Source organism: Polynucleobacter bastaniensis, from assembly GCF_018882205.1.
In the GTDB taxonomy this organism is placed as follows: domain Bacteria; phylum Pseudomonadota; class Gammaproteobacteria; order Burkholderiales; family Burkholderiaceae; genus Polynucleobacter; species Polynucleobacter bastaniensis.
Genome location: NZ_JACVOU010000005.1, coordinates 159,351 through 177,805 on the forward strand (window position 1 = coordinate 159,351; position 18,455 = coordinate 177,805).

Here is an 18,455-nt window from a genome sequence, read left to right on the forward strand (position 1 = left end):
ATCAAGCCAAGACTCTTTGACTCATGAAAAATCGTTCATGCCCCGTTACCGGGTCTTTAAAATGAATCTCTTTAGCTAAGAGTTGCAGGGGTTTAGAAAAGTCCAAATCATACTCTTGATAAGGGGTCAGGATTGGATAGATCTGATCATGGCGTATTGGAACTCCGAGGGCATTAAGGTGGCAACGTAATTGGTGCTTTTTACCACTACCAGGAGTTAAGCAATATTTAGCCCAAGGTGCATTTACTTCAATCAATTCAATGTAGGTATCTGTATTTGCTATGCCATCCACTTCTTCCATTTGCAAGAAATGTTCAGACTCTTTTATATTACTCACATAAGTCATTGGCAGTTTTTTGCAGAGCTCTTCTGAATATGGCGCTATGGCTTCGTATACTTTCTTGACCTCTCGGTCTCTAAAGAGATTTTGGTATTGCGCCCTCTCCTGAGGCTTGACTGAGAAAATGACTAACCCCGCTGTATCGCGATCAATGCGATGAATAGGACTTAAGTCCTGAATACCTGTTTTTTTCTTTAGGCGATTGAGTAGCGTTTGATGCAAGTAAAGACCGCTTGGAGTGACTGGTAAAAAATGGGGTTTATCCGCAACTAAAATATGCTCATCTTGGAATAAGATTTTCTCCTCAAAAGGAATCTCCGGCTCCCTCACCAAGCGCCTAAAGTACAGCAAATGGGTATTAGGCAGATAAGCATTGCTGGCAGAAAGTGCCTCTCCCTCTTGATTAAATACCAAACCCTCTTCAAAGCGAGCTTCCCACTCACTTCTTTCAATATGTGGAAAAGTGGTAATAAAGAAATCCAACAAAGAATCATAGCTCTGCCCTGCAGGCAAATACACCCTAGATGAGGAGACTCCTTCAGAATTCACTTTCATTTGCACTAGATTATCCACGCCCACCATGGCGAGCAATGTTATCTGGGGGCGCCCAGATAAAACCACCCTAAAATGGGGTAGTAGCGCCCCTTAGAACTAGAAAATGAATAGACAATATGCTTGAACTCTCTGCATTCGACCTTGGCTTATTGTTTGCCTTCGCATTATTTGCAGGATTGGTCGACTCCATTATTGGTGGCGGAGGAATGATTCAGGTTCCAGCACTGTTTGCAGCCCTACCAGGCTTTCCGCCAGCCACCCTACTCTCAGTCAATAAGTTTGGCTCTATCGTTGGCACGATTGGCTCAGCCATTCAGTACAGCAGAGCCAACAAGAGCCCCTGGGGTCTGGTGATCATCTCCTCTTCCTTTGCTTTTTTTGCTTCTGTTGCGGGCGCTTACCTTGTTACCCGCTTACCAACAGAATGGCTAAGAGGCGCCCTGCCATTTTTGTTACTTGCGTTGCTAATTTTTAATATCAAATCTGGCGCTGGTCTAGTGCACGCCCCCAAACACAATCACCACAAACAAAAGGCGATTGCTTCCACTGGCGCTGGCATCATCGGTTTTTATGATGGCTTCCTAGGGCCTGGAGCTGGCGCCTTTTACAAACTCTTTTACACCCGTGTTTTGGGATTTGATTTTTTACGATCGGCAGCGCCTGCCAAGTTTCTCAATATTGCGTCCAATCTAGGTGCGCTATGTGTCTTTTTCTATCTAGGTTACTTTGACTGGAAACTCGGCTTACTCATGGCTAGCGCCAATTTGGTGGGCGGTCAAATCGGCACCAGAATTGCGATCAAGCATGGCAACTCTTTTATTCGTAAAGGCTTCTTCATTCTAGTAAGTATCCTCATCATCAAAACCTTTTATGACGCTTTTCTTAAATAAGCACTTGATCATGAGAGCAGAATTAGATGTGCGAAGCCTACAACTTATACGCCTTTTGAAAAATAGCGCTCCTTGAACCACAAAGCCACAGCGACTAAGCCAATCATGATGGGCACCTCTACTAGGGGGCCTATGACTGCTGCAAAGGCTGCTCCAGAATTGATTCCGAATACTGCAATTGCTACCGCAATAGCCAACTCAAAGTTATTACTCGAAGCCGTAAATGAGAGTGTGCAGCAACGCTTATAGTCGATCCCCATCTTGCCAGTGACAAAAAATGTCAATAAGAACATGATCAGAAAGAAGATGAGCAATGGGATGGCAATGGTGAGGACATCCATCGGGAGCGTCAACATCACCCCACCCTTAAGACTAAACATCACCACGATAGTGAAGAGTAAGGCAATCAAAGTCAGCTTACCAATGCGAGGTACAACATGCTCGTGATAATGCGCTTTAGTCATGAACTTGAGCATCACTACCCTAGTCAATATTCCAGTGATACAAGGAATGCCTAAATAGATAAATACACTTTGCGCAATCTGACCCATGCCTATGCTGACGCTCGATCCAACGAGTCCAAAATAAGGGGGCAAGACAGTGAGAAAGAAATAAGCATAGACGCTAAAGAACAGCACCTGAAAAATGGCATTAAATGCAACAAGACCAGCAGCATATTCAGTAGAGCCTTTGGCTAGATCATTCCAAATGATCACCATCGCAACACAAGGTGCAATACCAATCAATATCAGGCCAGCCATGTACTCTGGCTGATCTGGAACAAAAGTAATCGCCAAGAAGAACATTAAAGTTGGTGCAATGATCCAGTTCATTAATAGCGAAATCAGAAAAATGCGCCTATCTTTAAAAACGTCAGGCAGATCTTCGTAACGCACCTTAGCAAAAGGTGGATACATCATCAATATCAAGCCAATAGCAATTGGGAGATTGGTTGTGCCGATCTGAAAGAAATTAATAAAGCTTTCCATATCCGGAATAAAGTGCCCTAAGGCAATGCCTAAGGCCATTGCTGCAAAGATCCAGACCGTCAAATAGCGATCCAGAAAAGATAGTTTTTTAGTTATGCTATTCATGCTTATATTTAGATTGATGTGTGAATCACTTTAAGACTAATAGAGTCTAGTTTTTCTAGTGGCATCGAAGCTAAAATATCTAGGCGTCTTTTAAGGCCATTTTTCACCTCATTAAAAGCTGCCTTCTTTTCCAAGACTGTTCCTTGTACCTGCGACGGATCAGGGAACCCCCAATGGGCTGTCGCAGGCTGACCCGGCCAAAATGGGCACACTTCGCCAGCGGCGTTATCGCAAACTGTAATAATAAAATCCATCTTTGGGGAGTTCTCTCGACCAAACTCATCCCAGCTCTTCGATCTCAAAAGAGTGCGGTCCATGCCCAATTCTTCTGCAATGTCAGCAGCAATGGGATTAACGCTTGTGCCTGGAGTAGAGCCAGCTGAATACCCTATTAATTTGCCACTTGGATGAGTAGATGCTAAAGCCTCACCCAATACTGATCGAGCAGAGTTGTGAGTGCACAAGAAAAGGATGTTGTACTGTTTCATTGGGCTTTTACCTTTTTCGCAGTTTTAGTAGTTTTGCATGGCATACCACCGCAGCAGTTAGCCAGCAAGAATTGACTGAGATCTTCCACTATTCCTGGGTTTGGCCTGTAGATCAGATTGCGACTTTGACGCTCAACAGTAATCAGATTTGCCTGATAGAGCTCTTTTAAATGGAAGCTGAGGGTCGCATTAGGAATGCCTAACATTTCATGGATTTGCGAGGGCAATAAACCATGATCGCCCTTTTGAACTATCAGGCGATATACGTTTAAGCGGGATTCTTGCCCTAGGGCGATGAATGCCAGAATAGCTTCGGTATTTTTCATAATTCGATAATAATCAAACTATATTACAAATAAATGACTACTGTGCGATAAAACCATACCTACTCATGATTTGCCGGGACTTAGGCCCTTGCAGGTATTGATAAAAATCCTCAGCGCTAGATGCGCTATTTTTTATCAAGGTCATCTTTTGTCTTAAGGGCTTATGTAAGTGATTTGGTATCAATACATAAGTAGATTGGGCTTGCACTTGGGGTGATATCGCTAAAGACAGAGCAGAAATTGCAAAATCTGCTGAGCCGGTTAAGGCAAACATCGTTGCTTGTGAAATGTTTTCTCCAAATACCAGCTTAGGCTGAGCCAGATCCCAAGCTCCAATGCTGATGAGATATTCTTTTGCGGCCCTACCGTAAGGTGCATGCTCTGGGTTAGCAATGGCGATTTTTTTGGCTTCTGTAATTGCTCTAATCAAACCATCTTTATCCGTACTGAGTTTGATTGGGTGACCTTTTTTTTGTAAGAGGGTTATTCTACCGATAGCGTAAAGGCTTCCCTGATCCACCGTTAAGCCATTTTTAGATAAGTCATCGATATACGCTTCATCTGCAGACATCAGCAAACCAAAGGGCGCTCCGTTTTTGACTTGCTGCCATAGTACGCCAGATGAACCAAATACCAGCCTCACCTTTTGCCCCTTATCGGCCTTATAGTTAGCAGCAATTTCTTCTAGGGCAAACTTGAGATCCGAGGCTGCAGCTACTGTTGGTGCTGTTTGCGCTAAAGAAGCTGAGACATAGAGAGTCAGCAAAGCCAAAAGAATCTGTTTGATTGGGGTCATTTTTTAACTATTTAAAGTCGTAAGCATATCTACTGCACTATAAGGTATGTCTTATAAGGGGCGTCATGAATCCTCATCAAGACTCACTAAATCCAAGGATCAAACACCTTCACACCTGATTGACTGAAATCAGATACGTTTCTAGTGACGATAGTCATTCGACTCTCAATAGCTGAAGCTGCAATCATGGCATCTCGTTCTGATTTAGGATTAGGTACATGAAGGCTAGCGCAGCGTTGAGCAACAGCCAAATCAACTGGCAAGACTCTCTCGGAGAATGCTGGTAAGACATTCTGATTTAGCCAGCGCCTGAGTACAGCTCCCTGTTTTTTATCGCGGCGCTCAATTTGTAAGACACCGATTTCTAATTCCAATACTGTGATCGCAGAAATGAACATCAATTCTGGGAAGATTGCTTCGGCCCAGGATTGAACCCCTTTATTGATTCGACCATCAGCTGATTTCCTCAATTCAGATACAACATTGGTATCCAATAAATACATTACAAAGAATCTCCAATTGACTTGATTAGGCCTTGCACTTTCGCAGGCTCAAATTCAATTTCACCTGCGCCTTTCATCCCCAAAAGATCAGACATGTTTTTTCTTTTCCCTAGGACTCGCTGGTAGTCTGAAAAAGTCATTAATACATGCGCAGGCTTACCGCGATCAGTAATAAACACTGGGCCTGTTTCTGAGGCTTTTTTAGCCTTACCGGTATCTTGGTTAAATTCTCGGCTCGATAAAGTGGTGATCATTGAAACCTCCACAAGAGGTAATTAATGTAGCAATGTTACTACATTATTCTTAGGGGTTCAAGCCCCCTTCCCCTGAAGAGAGATTTACCCCTTTAACTTACGCAAGGCGTCTGCCATTGCATTATTCATTGGAGGTGCAGAGCTTCTATCTTCCTGTGGTCTTCTAGCTTCGGGGGCTCTTGGAGCGCCTGGTCTATTTGCTCTTTGCTCAGGTTTTGAGCCTGCCGACACTTTAGGAGCCTCATCGGATAGGCGCATTGTTAATGCAATGCGCTTGCGTTTCTCGTCCACTTCCAGCACTTTGACTTTCACAACCTGCCCTGCTTTGACTACCGTGTGCGGATCTTTTACAAAGGTGTTGGCCAATGCGGAGATATGGACGAGGCCATCTTGATGAACACCAATATCAACAAAGGCGCCAAAGGCTGCCACGTTGGTGACAACGCCTTCTAAAATCATATCGGCTTTGAGATCACTGATTTTTTCAACACCATCCTTAAAAGTCGCTGTAGTAAACTCAGGACGTGGATCGCGACCAGGCTTTTCTAATTCTTTAATGATGTCAGTAACAGTGGGAACGCCAAATTTCTCATCGGCATACTTTTCTGGATTGAGTCCTTTGAGTATTCCGACATCGCCAATCACTTCCTTAACGCCCTTCTTGATATCTTTCAGAATCTTTTCTACCAAAGGATAGGATTCAGGGTGGACAGCAGAAGCATCCAAGGGATCTTTACCATTCATAATGCGTAAGAAACCAGCTGCTTGCTCAAAAGTCTTTTCACCTAAGCGTGGCACGCTACGCAAATCTGCTCGCGTCTCAAAGGCACCATTGCTATCTCGATAAGACACGATACCTTCAGCAACCGTAGCACTCAAGCCTGAGACTCTTGCCAATAATGGTGCGGATGCTGTGTTCACATCAACACCTACCGCATTGACGCAATCCTCTACTACTGCCACTAATGACTTAGCTAACTGAGTCTGCATCACATCGTGCTGATATTGACCTACACCAATGGACTTTGGATCAATCTTCACCAGCTCAGCCAGAGGATCCTGCAGCCTTCTCGCAATCGATACCGCTCCACGTAAAGATACATCCATTCCAGGTAATTCTTTTGAGGCGTACTCAGAGGCCGAGTAAACCGATGCCCCTGCTTCAGAGACCACAATCTTTGTTAACTTGAGTTCGGGTTTAGCTTTGATTAAATCTTGCGCTAATTTATCAGTCTCACGTGAGGCTGTACCGTTGCCAATCGAGATTAAGGTGGCTTTATGCTTCTCGGCTAATTTAGCAAGGGTATGCAGTGAACCATCCCAGTCATTCTTGGGTTGGTGCGGATAAATAACGTCGGTATCTACCACTTTGCCCGTAGCATCCACAACCGCTACCTTCACACCGGTCCGCATACCGGGATCAAGGCCAATGGTGACCTTTGGTCCTGCAGGTGCGGCCAACAGTAAAGCCTTCAGGTTGCGTGCGAAGACATTGATCGCCTCAACTTCAGAGCGTTCACGCAAAGCACTCATCAGCTCAGACTCCAAGTGCATGGAGCACTTAATACGCCATGTCCAGCGCACGGTCTCTGCGAGCCACTGATCGGCAGGACGACCTTCATTTTTGATCTTGAATTGATGAGCAATGCGGGATTCGCAAGGATTATGGGGTGCATCCCATTTGGGCTTTTCTTCTTCGGTATCTAGACGCAAGTTGACCATGAGCATTTGCTCACGACGACCTCTAAATAAAGCCAAGGCACGATGCGACGGAATTGCCGAGATGGGCTCTGAATAATCGAAGTAGTCCGAGAATTTCTCACCCTCTTGCTCTTTACCGGCAGTCACTTTGGACTCCACCACGCCATGCTCTTGCAAATACGTTCTGAGTGATTGCACTAGTCCAGCATCTTCTGCGAAACGCTCCATCAAAATCTGACGTGCACCTTCAAGAGCGGCCTTGGTATCCACTACACCGGGATTGTCACCCTGATCCGATGTAAATGCTGCTTTGAGGTATTTGACTGCTTCCACTTCAGGATCTAGCATGGGGTTAGCCAATAAATCATTTGCCAGCGGCTCTAAGCCTGCTTCTAGGGCAATTTGCGCCTTAGTGCGACGCTTGAGCTTATAAGGAAGATATAGGTCCTCTAGGCGGGTCTTATCCTCAGCCAACATAATAGATTTAAGCAACTCTGGTGTCATCTTGCCTTGCTCTTCAATCGAAGCAATAATCGCTTTACGACGCTCTTCTAATTCTCGTAAATAGCCGAGTCGATCTTCTAGTAAACGCAACTGCGTATCGTCTAGACCACCAGTTGCCTCTTTGCGATAACGCGCAATAAAGGGCACTGTTGCACCCTCATCCATTAAGGCAATGGCAGCAGCCACTTGTGCAGGTTTAGCGGATAACTCTTGGGCAAGTCGTTGTTCAATGGATGGCAGCATGAAATTATTAATTTATTAAGGTTTTAAGAATATTGCTATGGAGTAAAAATAAGAGCCACCCAAAGGTGACTCTTATTGACTAACTAGATAACTTATTAAAGCATCTCTGAAAGATTACTCTCGGGAAGCCTTCTTACGATCATGCTCTTTCAAATGACGCTTACGGATTCGTACGCTTTTCGGTGTTACTTCAACCAACTCATCATCGCTAATAAATTCAACAGCGTATTCCAAAGTCAAGTCGATTGGTGTGACCAAACGAACCGCTTCATCAGTACCTGAAGAACGTACGTTAGTTAATTGCTTACCTTTAATCGGGTTCACAACTAAGTCGTTATCGCGACTATGAATACCAATCACCATACCTTCGTAAACAGGATCGCCATGTTTTACAAACATACGACCACGATCTTGCAGCTTCCAAATAGCGTAAGCAACTGCTTCACCGTCATCTTGGCTAATCAATACACCGTTATGACGCTCGCCCAAGATGCCATCTTTAGCTGGAGCATATGAATCAAATGTATGGCTCATCAACCCGTTACCGCGAGTCATAGTCATGAAGTCACCTTGGAAGCCGATCAAACCACGTGCAGGAATACGGTACTCAAGACGGGTACGGCCTTTTCCGTCGCTCACCATATCTTGTAACTCGCCCTTACGCTTACCCAAGTCTTCCATTACGGAACCTTGAGTGGCATCTTCTACGTCAACCGTTAAGTTCTCGTACGGCTCCATCTTGACGCCATTCTCTTCGTGGAACACAACGCGAGGACGGGAAACTGCCATCTCATAACCTTCACGACGCATGGTTTCAACCAAAATAGTCAAATGCAACTCACCACGACCGGATACTTCAAATACGGTGTCATCATCAGTTTCTTTTACGCGCAAAGCCATGTTGGCCTTCAACTCACGATCAAGACGCTCACGAATCTGACGACTAGTCACAAACTTGCCTTCACGACCAGCTAATGGGCTGGTGTTCACCATGAAGTTCATAGTTAAAGTAGGTTCATCAATCTTGAGCATTGGCAATGGATCTGGTTTATCAACTGCACAAACCGTTGTACCAATTGCTAACTCTTCAATACCGTTGATTAAAGCAATATCGCCAGCAAATGCTTCTTCAACGATTTCACGCTCTAAACCTTTAAATTTCAATACTTGGTTGATACGGCCTTTAAATGGCACGCCATCGGGACCGTTCATACAGACCACTTCCATGCCTGACTTCACACGTCCACGGCTAATACGGCCAACACCAATCTTACCGACATAGCTGTTGTAGTCGATTGAAGAAATCTGGAATTGCAAAGGGCCATCTGGATCATCATCACGCACAGGTACGTATTTCAGAACAGCGTCAAACAATGGACGCATATCGCCTTCACGGACATCTTCCGTGATTCCTGCATAGCCATTCAAGCCTGATGCATAGATGATTGGGAAATCGAGCTGCTCTTCAGTAGCACCTAGTTTGTCAAACAATTCAAAAGTGGCATTAATAACGTAGTCACAACGTGCACCCGGACGGTCAACCTTGTTAATCACAACGATAGGCTTTAAACCCAAAGCTAAAGCTTTCTTAGTTACGAAGCGAGTTTGTGGCATTGGGCCTTCAACCGCATCAACCAAGAGTAAAACACCGTCAACCATGGAGAGCACACGCTCTACTTCGCCACCGAAGTCAGCGTGTCCTGGTGTGTCTACGATGTTGATGTGTGTGCCGTCATACTCAACTGCACAGTTCTTGGACAAAATAGTAATGCCACGCTCTTTTTCCAAATCGTTTGAGTCCATGACGCGTTCGGTCATTTTTTCATTAGAACGGAATGTGCCAGATTGGCGCAAGAGTTGGTCAACCAAGGTAGTTTTACCGTGGTCAACGTGGGCGATGATGGCGATATTACGAAGTGCGCGTTTAGTCATGTGAAGCTTCTAAAGTTAAGAATATGAAATTCAGGTTAGTTAAGGTTAATCAATTAATAAGTCAAAAATATTAATGGGCCGAAGAAATCAAACGCTTAGGATGCAATACCCCAGAGCGCCAATCTCCAGTACCAATGAAATTATGTGGAGCAGCAGTTGCACGATAGATTCGTACTAGTGCTTCTATCGAAGGTAAATTGAGCGGGACTCGTTGGCCCATCTCTAAACGTTTTGCTTGCTGCTCATCTACCGTGAGATGTGGCAAGGTTTGTAAGAGTGCATCGACTGGCAAGATATAGCTTGAGCTTTCTTGCAAGCCTTTCTGGATAGATTCAATCGTGAAAGACTGCTCTAAATTCAGGTGCCCAACTTCAGTACGACGCAAGCCAACCAAATGCGCACCACAGCCTAATGCTTTGCCAATATCTTCTGCTATCACGCGGATGTAAGTGCCTTTACTGCAGCTCACTTCTAAAGTAGCTTCAGGCCAATTGATATTGGTCCAACGGATGGCATGAATCGTGATATTTCTTGGGGCTCGTTCTAACTCAACACCAGCGCGAGCGTATTCATATAAAGGCTTACCATCGCGCTTGAGCGCAGAATACATTGGTGGAACCTGACTAATAGGGCCGGTAAATGCTGGGAGCAATGACTCTAGTGCTAGCTTCAGGGCAACTTCATCAGCGAATACTGGGAGCGGCAACTCTTCAATGATGAGACCTTCAGCATCACCAGTATCAGTACGCTGACCAAATTTCACTTGAGCAATGTAAGTTTTATCTGCCTCTAATAAATCCTGAGAGTACTTGGTTGCTTCACCTAAACAAATTGGGAGTAAGCCAGTAGCCATGGGATCTAGAGTGCCAGTATGCCCAGCTTTTTCTGCGTTAAATGCACGCTTCACGGCAGTGACTGCACCTTGCGAGCTCATGCCAGCAGGTTTATCAAGCAAAACAACACCGTCGATACGTACAGACATAGCTATTTACGCGTTCTCGTCTTTGCGATCACTATCGACCGCTTGATCAATTAAGCGAGACATTTCGATACCGTGCTCAACAGAACTATCGTAGTGGAAATGCAGGGTTGGCACAGTATGAATATGCAAACGCTTAAACAATAATGAGTGTAAATAGCCCGCTTTATCCTGGAGCGCCTTTAATGCCACTTCAGGCTCAGCGCCTAAAACAGTAAAGAAAACTTTTGCATGCGCCAAATCAGGCGTGAGTTCAATACTTTGTAAAGTAATTAAACCTAGACTCGGGCTACGCAGTTCACGAGGAATCAGTTCGGCCAGGTCTCGCTGAATTTGATCCGCGAGACGCTGGTTACGATGAGGGCTAGTTTTATGCATGTACTCGGTAGTTCTTAGAGTGTTCTAGCAACTTCAGTTACTTCAAATGCTTCCAGCTGATCGCCCTCTTTGATGTCGTTGTAGCCTTTTAATGACAAGCCACACTCAACACCGGCACGAACTTCTTTTGCATCATCCTTAAAGCGCTTGAGAGAATCCAACTCACCACTCCAGATCACGACGTTTTCACGTAAGAGGCGAACGCTAGAATTACGCTTGACAACACCATCGAGTACCAAGCAACCTGCAATTGCGCCCACTTTAGATACCAAGAAGACTTGACGAATCTCCACCATACCGGTGATTTCTTCTTTCTTATCTGGTGTCAACATACCGCTTAAGGCTGCTTTCACTTCGTCAACCGCATCATAAATAATGTTGTGATAGCGAATATCCACACCATTATTCTCAGCTAACTTACGCGCTGCACCATCCGCACGAGAGTTAAAGCCAATAATGACCGCCTTAGAAGCAACTGCCAAGTTCACGTCAGTTTCAGTAATACCGCCTACTGCAGCGTGGACGATTTGAACCTTCACCTCTGCAGTAGAGAGCTTTTGCAACGACTGTGACAATGCTTCTTGAGAACCTTGTACGTCTGCCTTAATGATCAGCGGCAACAACTTCGCTTCGACTGCACCCTCTTCCATGTTTTCCATCATGGTTTCGAGTTTGAATGCTTGCTGCTTCGCCAACTTCACATCACGGAACTTGCCTTGACGGAACAGTGCGATCTCACGTGCTTTACGCTCGTCGGGAACTACTTGCACTGATTCACCAGCTGCAGGGACTTCAGATAAACCTTGAATCTCTACAGGGATGGATGGGCCAGCCTCATTACATGGCTTACCGTTCTCATCCAACATCGCACGAACACGACCGTAAGTTGAGCCAGCTAGCAACATGTCGCCACGCTTCAGCGTTCCAGACTGAACAAGAACAGTAGCAACTGGACCGCGTCCTTTATCCAAGCGCGCCTCAATCACTAGACCTTGTGCCGGAGCTTCTTTAGCTGCTTTGAGCTCTAAAACCTCTGCCTGCAAGAGTACGTTCTCAAGTAATGCATCAATGCCGTCACCAGTCTTGGCAGAAACGCCAATAAATGGCACATCGCCACCGTATTCCTCAGGAACTACTTGCTCAGCTACCAATTCTGTTTTGACACGCTCTAAATTGGCTTCAGGTTTATCAATCTTATTGATTGCTACAACGATTGGAACACCCGCTGCTTGAGCATGATGAATCGCCTCTCTAGTTTGTGGCATCACGCCATCATCCGCAGCAACTACCAAGATCACGATATCCGTTGCCTTAGCACCGCGAGCACGCATTGCCGTAAAGGCCTCGTGACCCGGGGTATCAAGGAAGGTAATCATGCCACGTGGAGTTTCAACGTGATAAGCACCAATGTGCTGAGTAATGCCACCAGCTTCGCCAGTAGCAACCTTAGCCGCACGAATCTTATCGAGTAAAGATGTTTTACCGTGGTCAACGTGACCCATCACCGTGACTACTGGTGGACGCGGTAATAATTCTGCATCGTGACCAGCAATACCTAAATCTAAATCAGGATCATCTAACTTAGCAGCATGAGCAGTGTGTCCCATTTCCTCAACAATGATCATAGCCGTATCTTGATCCAAGATCTGGTTGATCGTGACCATCTGACCCATACCCATCAAGAGCTTAATCACTTCTGCGCTCTTCACAGCCATGGCATGAGCTAACTCAGCAACAGTAATGGTTTCTGGGACATTAACATCACGCACAATCGCTTCAGTAGGCACCTGGAAATTGGTATCGGTATTAGCTTCAGCAATTTGACGTTGCTTTCTTCTACCGCCACCTGAACGCCAACCGCCTACACCACCAGAGCTATCACCACGAGTCTTGAGACCACCCGGTTTCTTGGCACCTTCTTCTTGCCAAGTAGATGAAGTCTCTGCAGACTTAATTGTCTTACCACCAACTTTAGCAACTGTTTTTTTCTTATCGTCAGCACCTTCAACCTTGGCAGGTTTATGTAAAGTACCTTTTTTAGCTTCCTCAGCAGTAATTTCACTTGGTGCTTTGAGAACACGTGCAGGCGTACTCATCATGTCGCGAATCGCTAGAGCTTCAGCTTCAGCAGCGGCACGACGTTTTGTAATATCCGCTAACTGAGCCTTATTGGCATCAGCAATGTCCTTAGCAACCTTGTCCGCCTTCGCTTTCTTTTCAGCAGCTTTTGCCGCCGCCGCATCTCCATCTGATTTAGCAGTTTTTCCGCTTACTGGCTCAGCTGCGCTTGCAGCAGCTGCAGCATCCGCTTCTTTTTGCCGAGCATCTACTGCGGCTTTCATTTCAGCTTCTTGACGAGCTAATAACTCAGCTTGACGAGTAACTTCAACTGCGCGTTTTTCTAACTCTTCGGCAGAAAGGATTGGCTTAGCAGATTCTGCAGGAACAGCTTCCTTAGCCGCTGGAGCTGGAGTCTCTTCAGGAGCTTTATCTCCCGCTTTAACTAGCACGCGCTTTTTACGAACCTCAACCTGAACGGTACGAGTGCGTCCGGCAGAATCTGCCTGACGAATCTCTGAGTTTTCGCGTTTGATCAAAGTAATCTTTTTACGATTACTCGTATCCGCACTACCGTGCTCTTTTTGCAAATGCTCAAGAAGGACAGTTTTATCCTTTTCGGTTATTTTATCGTCCTCAGAACCTTTTTCGATACCGGCCGCCTTCAATTGCTCCAGAAGGTCTGGCGCGGTACGTTTTAATTCTTTAGCGAGTACTTTTACTGTTGTTGCCATGTACTACTTCCTCTCATGAAGTAAACCAATGTTCGCGCGCTTTCATGATGAGCGTTTTCGCGGTTTCTTCATCAATTTGTGTCGCCTCAATTAGCTCATCAACAGCCAGTTCAGCTAAGTCGTCACGGGTATGAACTTGATTGTCAGCAAGCTTTGCAACCAATTCAGTCGTCATTCCCTCAAGGGAACGCAAATCTTGTGAGACTTCGCCAACGCGCTCTTCTTTGGCCAATTCCATGGTCAAGAGAGAATCACGCGCACGAGTACGCAATTCGTTTACGGTGTCTTCGTCAAAAGAATCGATTTCCAACATTTCAGAAAGGGGTACATAAGCAACCTCTTCCAATGTGTTGAAACCTTCTTCGATCAAGATATCAGCAACTTCTTGGTCAACGTCCAATTTATCCATGAACAATTGACGTACAGAAGCAGCTTCTTTTTCAGTTTTCTCAGCAGATTCTTCTGGAGTCATGATGTTGATTTGCCAACCAGTCAATTCGCTAGCCAAGCGAACGTTCTGTCCGCTACGGCCAATCGCAATTGCCAAGTTCTCTTCATCAACCACCACATCCATGGCGTGACGCTCTTCGTCAACCACGATAGAAGATACTTGTGCCGGAGCCAAGGCACCAATCACAAACTGCGCTGGATCTTCAGACCACAACACAATATCTACTGCCTCACCAGCTACTTCGTTACGTACTGCAGTAACGCGTGTACCACGAACACCAACACAAGTGCCAATTGGATCGATACGCTTATCGTAAGTAATTACAGCAATTTTTGCGCGGATACCAGGATCGCGAGCTGCGCCCTTAATCTCCAATAAACCCTGCTCCATTTCTGGAACTTCGTTCTCAAATAACTTGATCAAAAAATCTGGGCAAGTACGTGAGAGCTCAATCTGTGGGCCACGGGCTTCACGATCTACTTTCAGGATGTAAGCACGAACACGGTCACCAGAACGTAAGTTTTCTTTAGGAATCATTTGATCGCGACGCAGCAAGGCTTCAACGCGACCAGATTCAATAATCAAACCATTTTTGTCAGCACGCTTTACGGTACCGGTCATGACTTTTTCGCCACGCTCAAGGTAGTCGTTCAGAATTTGCTCACGCTCAGCATCACGAATGCGTTGCAAGATCACTTGTTTAGCAGCTTGTGCGCCAATACGGCCAAAGGCTAAAGATTCAATTTGTTCTTCGATGTGTTCGCCAACTTCCATATCCGGAAATTGTTCAAGCGCTTCAAAATGCAGAATTTCTTTATCAGGCTCTTGGAGGCCAGCTTCATCAGGAACAACCAACCAACGACGGAAGGTTTCGTATTCACCAGACTCGCGATCAATCGCTACACGAATATCCACATCTTCTGTCGGATAACGTTTCTTGGTAGCTGATACTAACGCCATCTCTAGCGCCTCAAACACAATTGCTTGATCTACGTTCTTTTCACGCGCTAAGGCGTCTGCCAACATGAGAACTTCTCGGCTCATGACTTTCTTCCTTTGAAATCAATAACAGGGACCAACCGAGTCTTTTCGACCTCGGCTAAAGAAAACTCCAATTGAGACTCAGCGCCATCGGCGCCTTCAAACAACAAACCAAATTTGGCATCAGGTGAATCCAATTCACCGCTCAGCAAACCTTGCAACACACCACGAAACTTCTTGCGATCGCTAGTGGCGACACGTAACTTCAAATCCACTTCCATTCCGGAGAAGCGCTCGTAATCAGCCGCTGACTTCACAGGGCGATCGAGACCAGGTGAAGAAATCTCTAGACGCTCAAAGGGAATGTTTTCAACTGGCAAGGTGTAGCTCAGTTGATGACTTACCTTTTCGCAATCCTGGACATTAATCAATCGCTCGTAATCCGGGTTTTCAATCGTGACACGCAGCAAACCTCCGGCTTCACGCTCGATATCGACTAGCGTGTACCCTAGATTTTCTACCTCCGCAGAAATAATCCGCTGATCCTTCACGAACACCCTTCAATCCAAAATGGCAAAAAAAAATGGGCTTCAAAGCCCATATTCTCGAAATTCAGAACAGGCCGACTTACGTTGATCGCAACATCAGTCGGTAACAACTCATAACAGCAGCAAACTGCTGTAAGAGCAAAATTATAGCCGATTTAGAGGAAAACTCATCAAAATCAGAAGCTTTCGATAGGATTTCGCGGTTTTCTAGGGCCTTTATTGAAGGGTTTACGCCCTTTTGGAGCCCCCCGTTTAGGGCCATTACCCGGGCTTTGGGGGCTTGCTGTTACAAAAGCAGACTGTCCGTGATGGACTTTCTTGCCTTTATTACGGTTCTGGCCTTGAGCTCCCTGGCCAGCACCTTGACCGCCCTGACCACCTGCGCCTGGACGCCCACCCTGGGTACGACCACGGAAAGGACCGCGCCCCTCGCTCGAACCACCACCGCTAGGTTTACCACCCCGACCTTGATGAGTAAGAGCGCCATGACCACTAGCCTGGGTTAAAGCATCCCGTGAACCCCAATAAGAAACCGAGGTTTGCATTGGATCTGGCTGAAAATCCCCGCTAGAAGCAGGATTACGATCTCGTCCATGAGACCCAGAAGCTGGGCCACGACCCTTATCTTGGGGTTGAGGCATTTTTAAGCCTGCAAACTTCATTAAGTTATAGATACCGCCGGCCTCAATCTCTTCCCATTTACCCCGTCTCAAACGTGGAGGTAATAAGAAAATGCCGTAACGCGTACGAATCAAACGAGAGACGACATGCCCGACTGCCTCAAACATGCGGCGTACTTCCCGGTTACGACCTTCCGTCAAAGCAACGTGGTACCAACGGTTCGCACCTTCCCCGCCACCCATAGAAAGTCGTAAGAATTTGGCTTGACCATCATCTAAAGTAATACCGCTTTTTAATTGAGCTGTGTTTTCTTGGCTCAAATCACCCAAAATACGGACAGCGTATTCGCGCTCAACACCGTAACGGGGATGCATTAAGCGATTAGCCAGCTCGCCTGAAGTCGTAAATAGCAATAGACCTTCAGTATTAAAGTCCAGACGCCCTACCGCAATCCAACGTCCTTGACGCGGCTTTGGCAAACGATCAAATACCGTTGGACGACCCTCTGGATCGGACTGACTTACGATTTCGCCGGAAGGCTTGTGATACATGATCACGCGTGGCGGCTTAGTCTGAATCTTGCGATGTACTGGTTTGCCGTTAATGCGCACTTGATCAGTAGGTCCAATGCGCTGACCGATATGGGCTGGCAGTCCATTCACGGATACGCGCCCTTGAATAATTAAGTCTTCCATATCGCGACGTGAACCCATACCGACGTCAGCCAATACCTTATGCAATTTGACAGTATCTTCGTCGTCAGCTTCGTCATCTAAGCCGTCTAAGTCTGACCAAACTTCATCACGCAAGCTGAGCGGCAAATCATCGATGTTGGCAAATTGCAAACTGCTCATCTCATCATCGCTAGGTGTATCGGCATCTTCGTCATGACGCACACGTTGTGCGCGACGCTCTGCACCAGTTTGATGAGAAATCTCATTCTCATTCACACCATCTGGATTTTTGACTTCAACTACTTCAGGTGCATCTAATGCAGCATCAAATTCTCCAGAGACTACTGAAGCAAACAAGGCTTCACTCTCTGCTGCATTCGGTGCTAGCTTGGCAGCTGATGGGTTAGCACCCTCGCGCCCGCCACCAGGCTCACCCTCGCGACGAGGCCGATCCTTATTAAATGGACGTTTCTTATTAAACGGCTTGCCTGCACCTGCACCCTGACGGCGAGGACGACGTTGACCGCCTTCGCGCCCCTCGCCTTTTGCAACCTCAGTATTGGGAGCAAACTCAGAGCTAGTAGAGTTATCCGATGTAGGTTTAATCGGAGATGAATCGTTTTCGTTATGACTTGTCATTAATAATTATTTTTGTTCGTCTGATTTTTCTTCAGACTCTGAAGTAACTTCTTCTACTTTACTTATTTCTTCGCTGATGGATTCTTCGTTTACTAACGCATCCTCTGTTGACTGAATGATGGGCTGACCGTGTTCATCTAACTCGATGACTGTCTCTACGGTTGCAGTAGAGTCAAACTCCATTACCGCCTGACCTAATTGCGCAGCTGCGGCCATCGGTGCAGCATCTTCTAACATTGGCAAGCTTTGTAAATTAGTAAGACTCAAATCATCTAAAAACTGTTTGGTGGTGGCATATAAACCTGGGCGACCGATGGTCTCTTTATGACCAATCACCTCAACCCAACCCCGATCTTCTAACTGCTTCATCACATTGCTGCTTACTGCAACGCCACGAATCTCTTCGATCTCACCGCGGGTCACTGGTTGACGGTAGGCAATGATCGCCAAAGTCTCCATCACCGCGCGAGAATACTTTGGCGGCTTTTCTGGAGTCAAGCGATCAAGATATTCACGCATTGCTAAGCGGCTCTGAAAACGCCAGCCTGTTGCAATGTGGACTAACTCCATGCCTTTGTCTTCCCAAGCCTTTTGAAGCTCTAAAAGAGCATCATCAACTTCGCCAGGGGCAATATCTTCGACAAATAAGCGCGTCAGATCAGCAACTGTGAGTGGTTCTTGCGCGCACAAGAGGGCTGTTTCAATTACGCGTTTATTGTGATCATCCATAAAATTCGGGCTATCAGGTAAGGACCTGATGAGACTA

Annotated in this window: 17 protein-coding genes; 1 reads left to right on the plus strand and 16 read right to left on the minus strand. The window is 46.0% G+C overall.

Features of this window, described 5'->3' with window-relative positions; genetic code table 11:
• Window position 1: 1 nt before the first annotated feature.
• Window positions 2-895: a pseudouridine synthase gene (locus tag ICN22_RS10150; protein ID WP_216170752.1), complete on the minus strand. Its 894-nt coding sequence runs from the start codon at window positions 893-895 to the stop codon at window positions 2-4.
• A gap of 116 nt (window positions 896-1,011) precedes the next feature.
• Between ICN22_RS10150 and ICN22_RS10155 the strand changes: the two genes are divergently transcribed.
• Window positions 1,012-1,785 (plus strand): sulfite exporter TauE/SafE family protein, encoded by a 774-nt coding sequence (locus ICN22_RS10155; protein WP_216170753.1) that lies wholly within the window; start codon window positions 1,012-1,014, stop codon window positions 1,783-1,785.
• A 44-nt stretch (window positions 1,786-1,829) separates the two neighbouring features.
• Here ICN22_RS10155 and arsB read toward each other — a convergent pair whose 3' ends face one another.
• The 15 genes from arsB to scpB form a co-directional block, all read right to left on the minus strand.
• Window positions 1,830-2,879, minus strand: coding sequence for an ACR3 family arsenite efflux transporter (gene arsB / locus ICN22_RS10160; RefSeq protein ID WP_216170755.1), 1,050 nt, complete (start codon window positions 2,877-2,879; stop codon window positions 1,830-1,832).
• A gap of 8 nt (window positions 2,880-2,887) precedes the next feature.
• Complete coding sequence (locus ICN22_RS10165; protein WP_216170757.1) at window positions 2,888-3,367, minus strand: arsenate reductase ArsC; 480 nt, start codon at window positions 3,365-3,367, stop codon at window positions 2,888-2,890.
• Window positions 3,364-3,693 (minus strand): ArsR/SmtB family transcription factor, encoded by a 330-nt coding sequence (locus tag ICN22_RS10170; protein WP_216170759.1) that lies wholly within the window; start codon window positions 3,691-3,693, stop codon window positions 3,364-3,366. The genes ICN22_RS10165 and ICN22_RS10170 overlap by 4 nt, the downstream gene beginning before the upstream one ends.
• A gap of 37 nt (window positions 3,694-3,730) precedes the next feature.
• On the minus strand, window positions 3,731-4,489 hold the full coding sequence (gene modA / locus ICN22_RS10175) for a molybdate ABC transporter substrate-binding protein (protein WP_216170761.1): 759 nt from the start codon (window positions 4,487-4,489) through the stop codon (window positions 3,731-3,733).
• Between the two features lie 86 nt (window positions 4,490-4,575).
• Window positions 4,576-4,992 (minus strand): type II toxin-antitoxin system VapC family toxin, encoded by a 417-nt coding sequence (locus ICN22_RS10180; RefSeq protein ID WP_216170763.1) that lies wholly within the window; start codon window positions 4,990-4,992, stop codon window positions 4,576-4,578.
• Window positions 4,992-5,246, minus strand: coding sequence for a type II toxin-antitoxin system Phd/YefM family antitoxin (locus ICN22_RS10185; protein WP_216170765.1), 255 nt, complete (start codon window positions 5,244-5,246; stop codon window positions 4,992-4,994). Before ICN22_RS10185 ends, ICN22_RS10180 begins: the two co-directional genes overlap by 1 nt.
• Window positions 5,247-5,330: 84 nt before the next feature.
• On the minus strand, window positions 5,331-7,694 hold the full coding sequence (locus ICN22_RS10190) for a Tex family protein (RefSeq protein ID WP_216170767.1): 2,364 nt from the start codon (window positions 7,692-7,694) through the stop codon (window positions 5,331-5,333).
• Between the two features lie 114 nt (window positions 7,695-7,808).
• Window positions 7,809-9,626 carry a translational GTPase TypA gene (typA, locus tag ICN22_RS10195; protein ID WP_216170769.1) on the minus strand — a complete coding sequence of 606 codons (1,818 nt, stop codon included), beginning with the start codon at window positions 9,624-9,626 and terminating at the stop codon, window positions 7,809-7,811.
• A 70-nt stretch (window positions 9,627-9,696) separates the two neighbouring features.
• Window positions 9,697-10,608 carry a tRNA pseudouridine(55) synthase TruB gene (truB, locus tag ICN22_RS10200; protein WP_216170771.1) on the minus strand — a complete coding sequence of 304 codons (912 nt, stop codon included), beginning with the start codon at window positions 10,606-10,608 and terminating at the stop codon, window positions 9,697-9,699.
• 6 nt (window positions 10,609-10,614) lie between these two features.
• Window positions 10,615-10,983, minus strand: coding sequence for a 30S ribosome-binding factor RbfA (gene rbfA, locus ICN22_RS10205; protein ID WP_015420788.1), 369 nt, complete (start codon window positions 10,981-10,983; stop codon window positions 10,615-10,617).
• Between the two features lie 14 nt (window positions 10,984-10,997).
• On the minus strand, window positions 10,998-13,775 hold the full coding sequence (gene infB, locus ICN22_RS10210; RefSeq protein ID WP_216170773.1) for a translation initiation factor IF-2: 2,778 nt from the start codon (window positions 13,773-13,775) through the stop codon (window positions 10,998-11,000).
• A gap of 13 nt (window positions 13,776-13,788) precedes the next feature.
• On the minus strand, window positions 13,789-15,270 hold the full coding sequence (gene nusA / locus ICN22_RS10215) for a transcription termination factor NusA (protein WP_216170775.1): 1,482 nt from the start codon (window positions 15,268-15,270) through the stop codon (window positions 13,789-13,791).
• Complete coding sequence (rimP, locus tag ICN22_RS10220; RefSeq protein WP_216170984.1) at window positions 15,267-15,758, minus strand: ribosome maturation factor RimP; 492 nt, start codon at window positions 15,756-15,758, stop codon at window positions 15,267-15,269. The genes nusA and rimP overlap by 4 nt, the downstream gene beginning before the upstream one ends.
• A 173-nt stretch (window positions 15,759-15,931) precedes the next feature.
• Window positions 15,932-17,689 carry a pseudouridine synthase gene (locus tag ICN22_RS10225; protein WP_216170777.1) on the minus strand — a complete coding sequence of 586 codons (1,758 nt, stop codon included), beginning with the start codon at window positions 17,687-17,689 and terminating at the stop codon, window positions 15,932-15,934.
• Between the two features lie 6 nt (window positions 17,690-17,695).
• On the minus strand, window positions 17,696-18,418 hold the full coding sequence (gene scpB, locus ICN22_RS10230) for an SMC-Scp complex subunit ScpB (protein ID WP_216170779.1): 723 nt from the start codon (window positions 18,416-18,418) through the stop codon (window positions 17,696-17,698).
• Window positions 18,419-18,455 lie beyond the last annotated feature (37 nt).

Coding starts and splice junctions, on each gene's coding strand:
- ICN22_RS10165 (WP_216170757.1), bottom strand. CDS start 3,367: ATGAAACAGTACAACATCCTTTTCTTGTGCACTCACAACTCTGCTCGA.
- typA (WP_216170769.1), bottom strand. CDS start 9,626: ATGACTAAACGCGCACTTCGTAATATCGCCATCATCGCCCACGTTGAC.
- ICN22_RS10180 (WP_216170763.1), bottom strand. CDS start 4,992: ATGTATTTATTGGATACCAATGTTGTATCTGAATTGAGGAAATCAGCT.
- ICN22_RS10155 (WP_216170753.1), top strand. CDS start 1,012: ATGCTTGAACTCTCTGCATTCGACCTTGGCTTATTGTTTGCCTTCGCA.
- rbfA (WP_015420788.1), bottom strand. CDS start 10,983: ATGCATAAAACTAGCCCTCATCGTAACCAGCGTCTCGCGGATCAAATT.
- scpB (WP_216170779.1), bottom strand. CDS start 18,418: ATGGATGATCACAATAAACGCGTAATTGAAACAGCCCTCTTGTGCGCG.
- ICN22_RS10225 (WP_216170777.1), bottom strand. CDS start 17,689: ATGACAAGTCATAACGAAAACGATTCATCTCCGATTAAACCTACATCG.
- ICN22_RS10170 (WP_216170759.1), bottom strand. CDS start 3,693: ATGAAAAATACCGAAGCTATTCTGGCATTCATCGCCCTAGGGCAAGAA.
- infB (WP_216170773.1), bottom strand. CDS start 13,775: ATGGCAACAACAGTAAAAGTACTCGCTAAAGAATTAAAACGTACCGCG.
- modA (WP_216170761.1), bottom strand. CDS start 4,489: ATGACCCCAATCAAACAGATTCTTTTGGCTTTGCTGACTCTCTATGTC.
- nusA (WP_216170775.1), bottom strand. CDS start 15,270: ATGAGCCGAGAAGTTCTCATGTTGGCAGACGCCTTAGCGCGTGAAAAG.
- ICN22_RS10190 (WP_216170767.1), bottom strand. CDS start 7,694: ATGCTGCCATCCATTGAACAACGACTTGCCCAAGAGTTATCCGCTAAA.
- ICN22_RS10185 (WP_216170765.1), bottom strand. CDS start 5,246: ATGATCACCACTTTATCGAGCCGAGAATTTAACCAAGATACCGGTAAG.
- arsB (WP_216170755.1), bottom strand. CDS start 2,879: ATGAATAGCATAACTAAAAAACTATCTTTTCTGGATCGCTATTTGACG.
- ICN22_RS10150 (WP_216170752.1), bottom strand. CDS start 895: ATGAAAGTGAATTCTGAAGGAGTCTCCTCATCTAGGGTGTATTTGCCT.
- truB (WP_216170771.1), bottom strand. CDS start 10,608: ATGTCTGTACGTATCGACGGTGTTGTTTTGCTTGATAAACCTGCTGGC.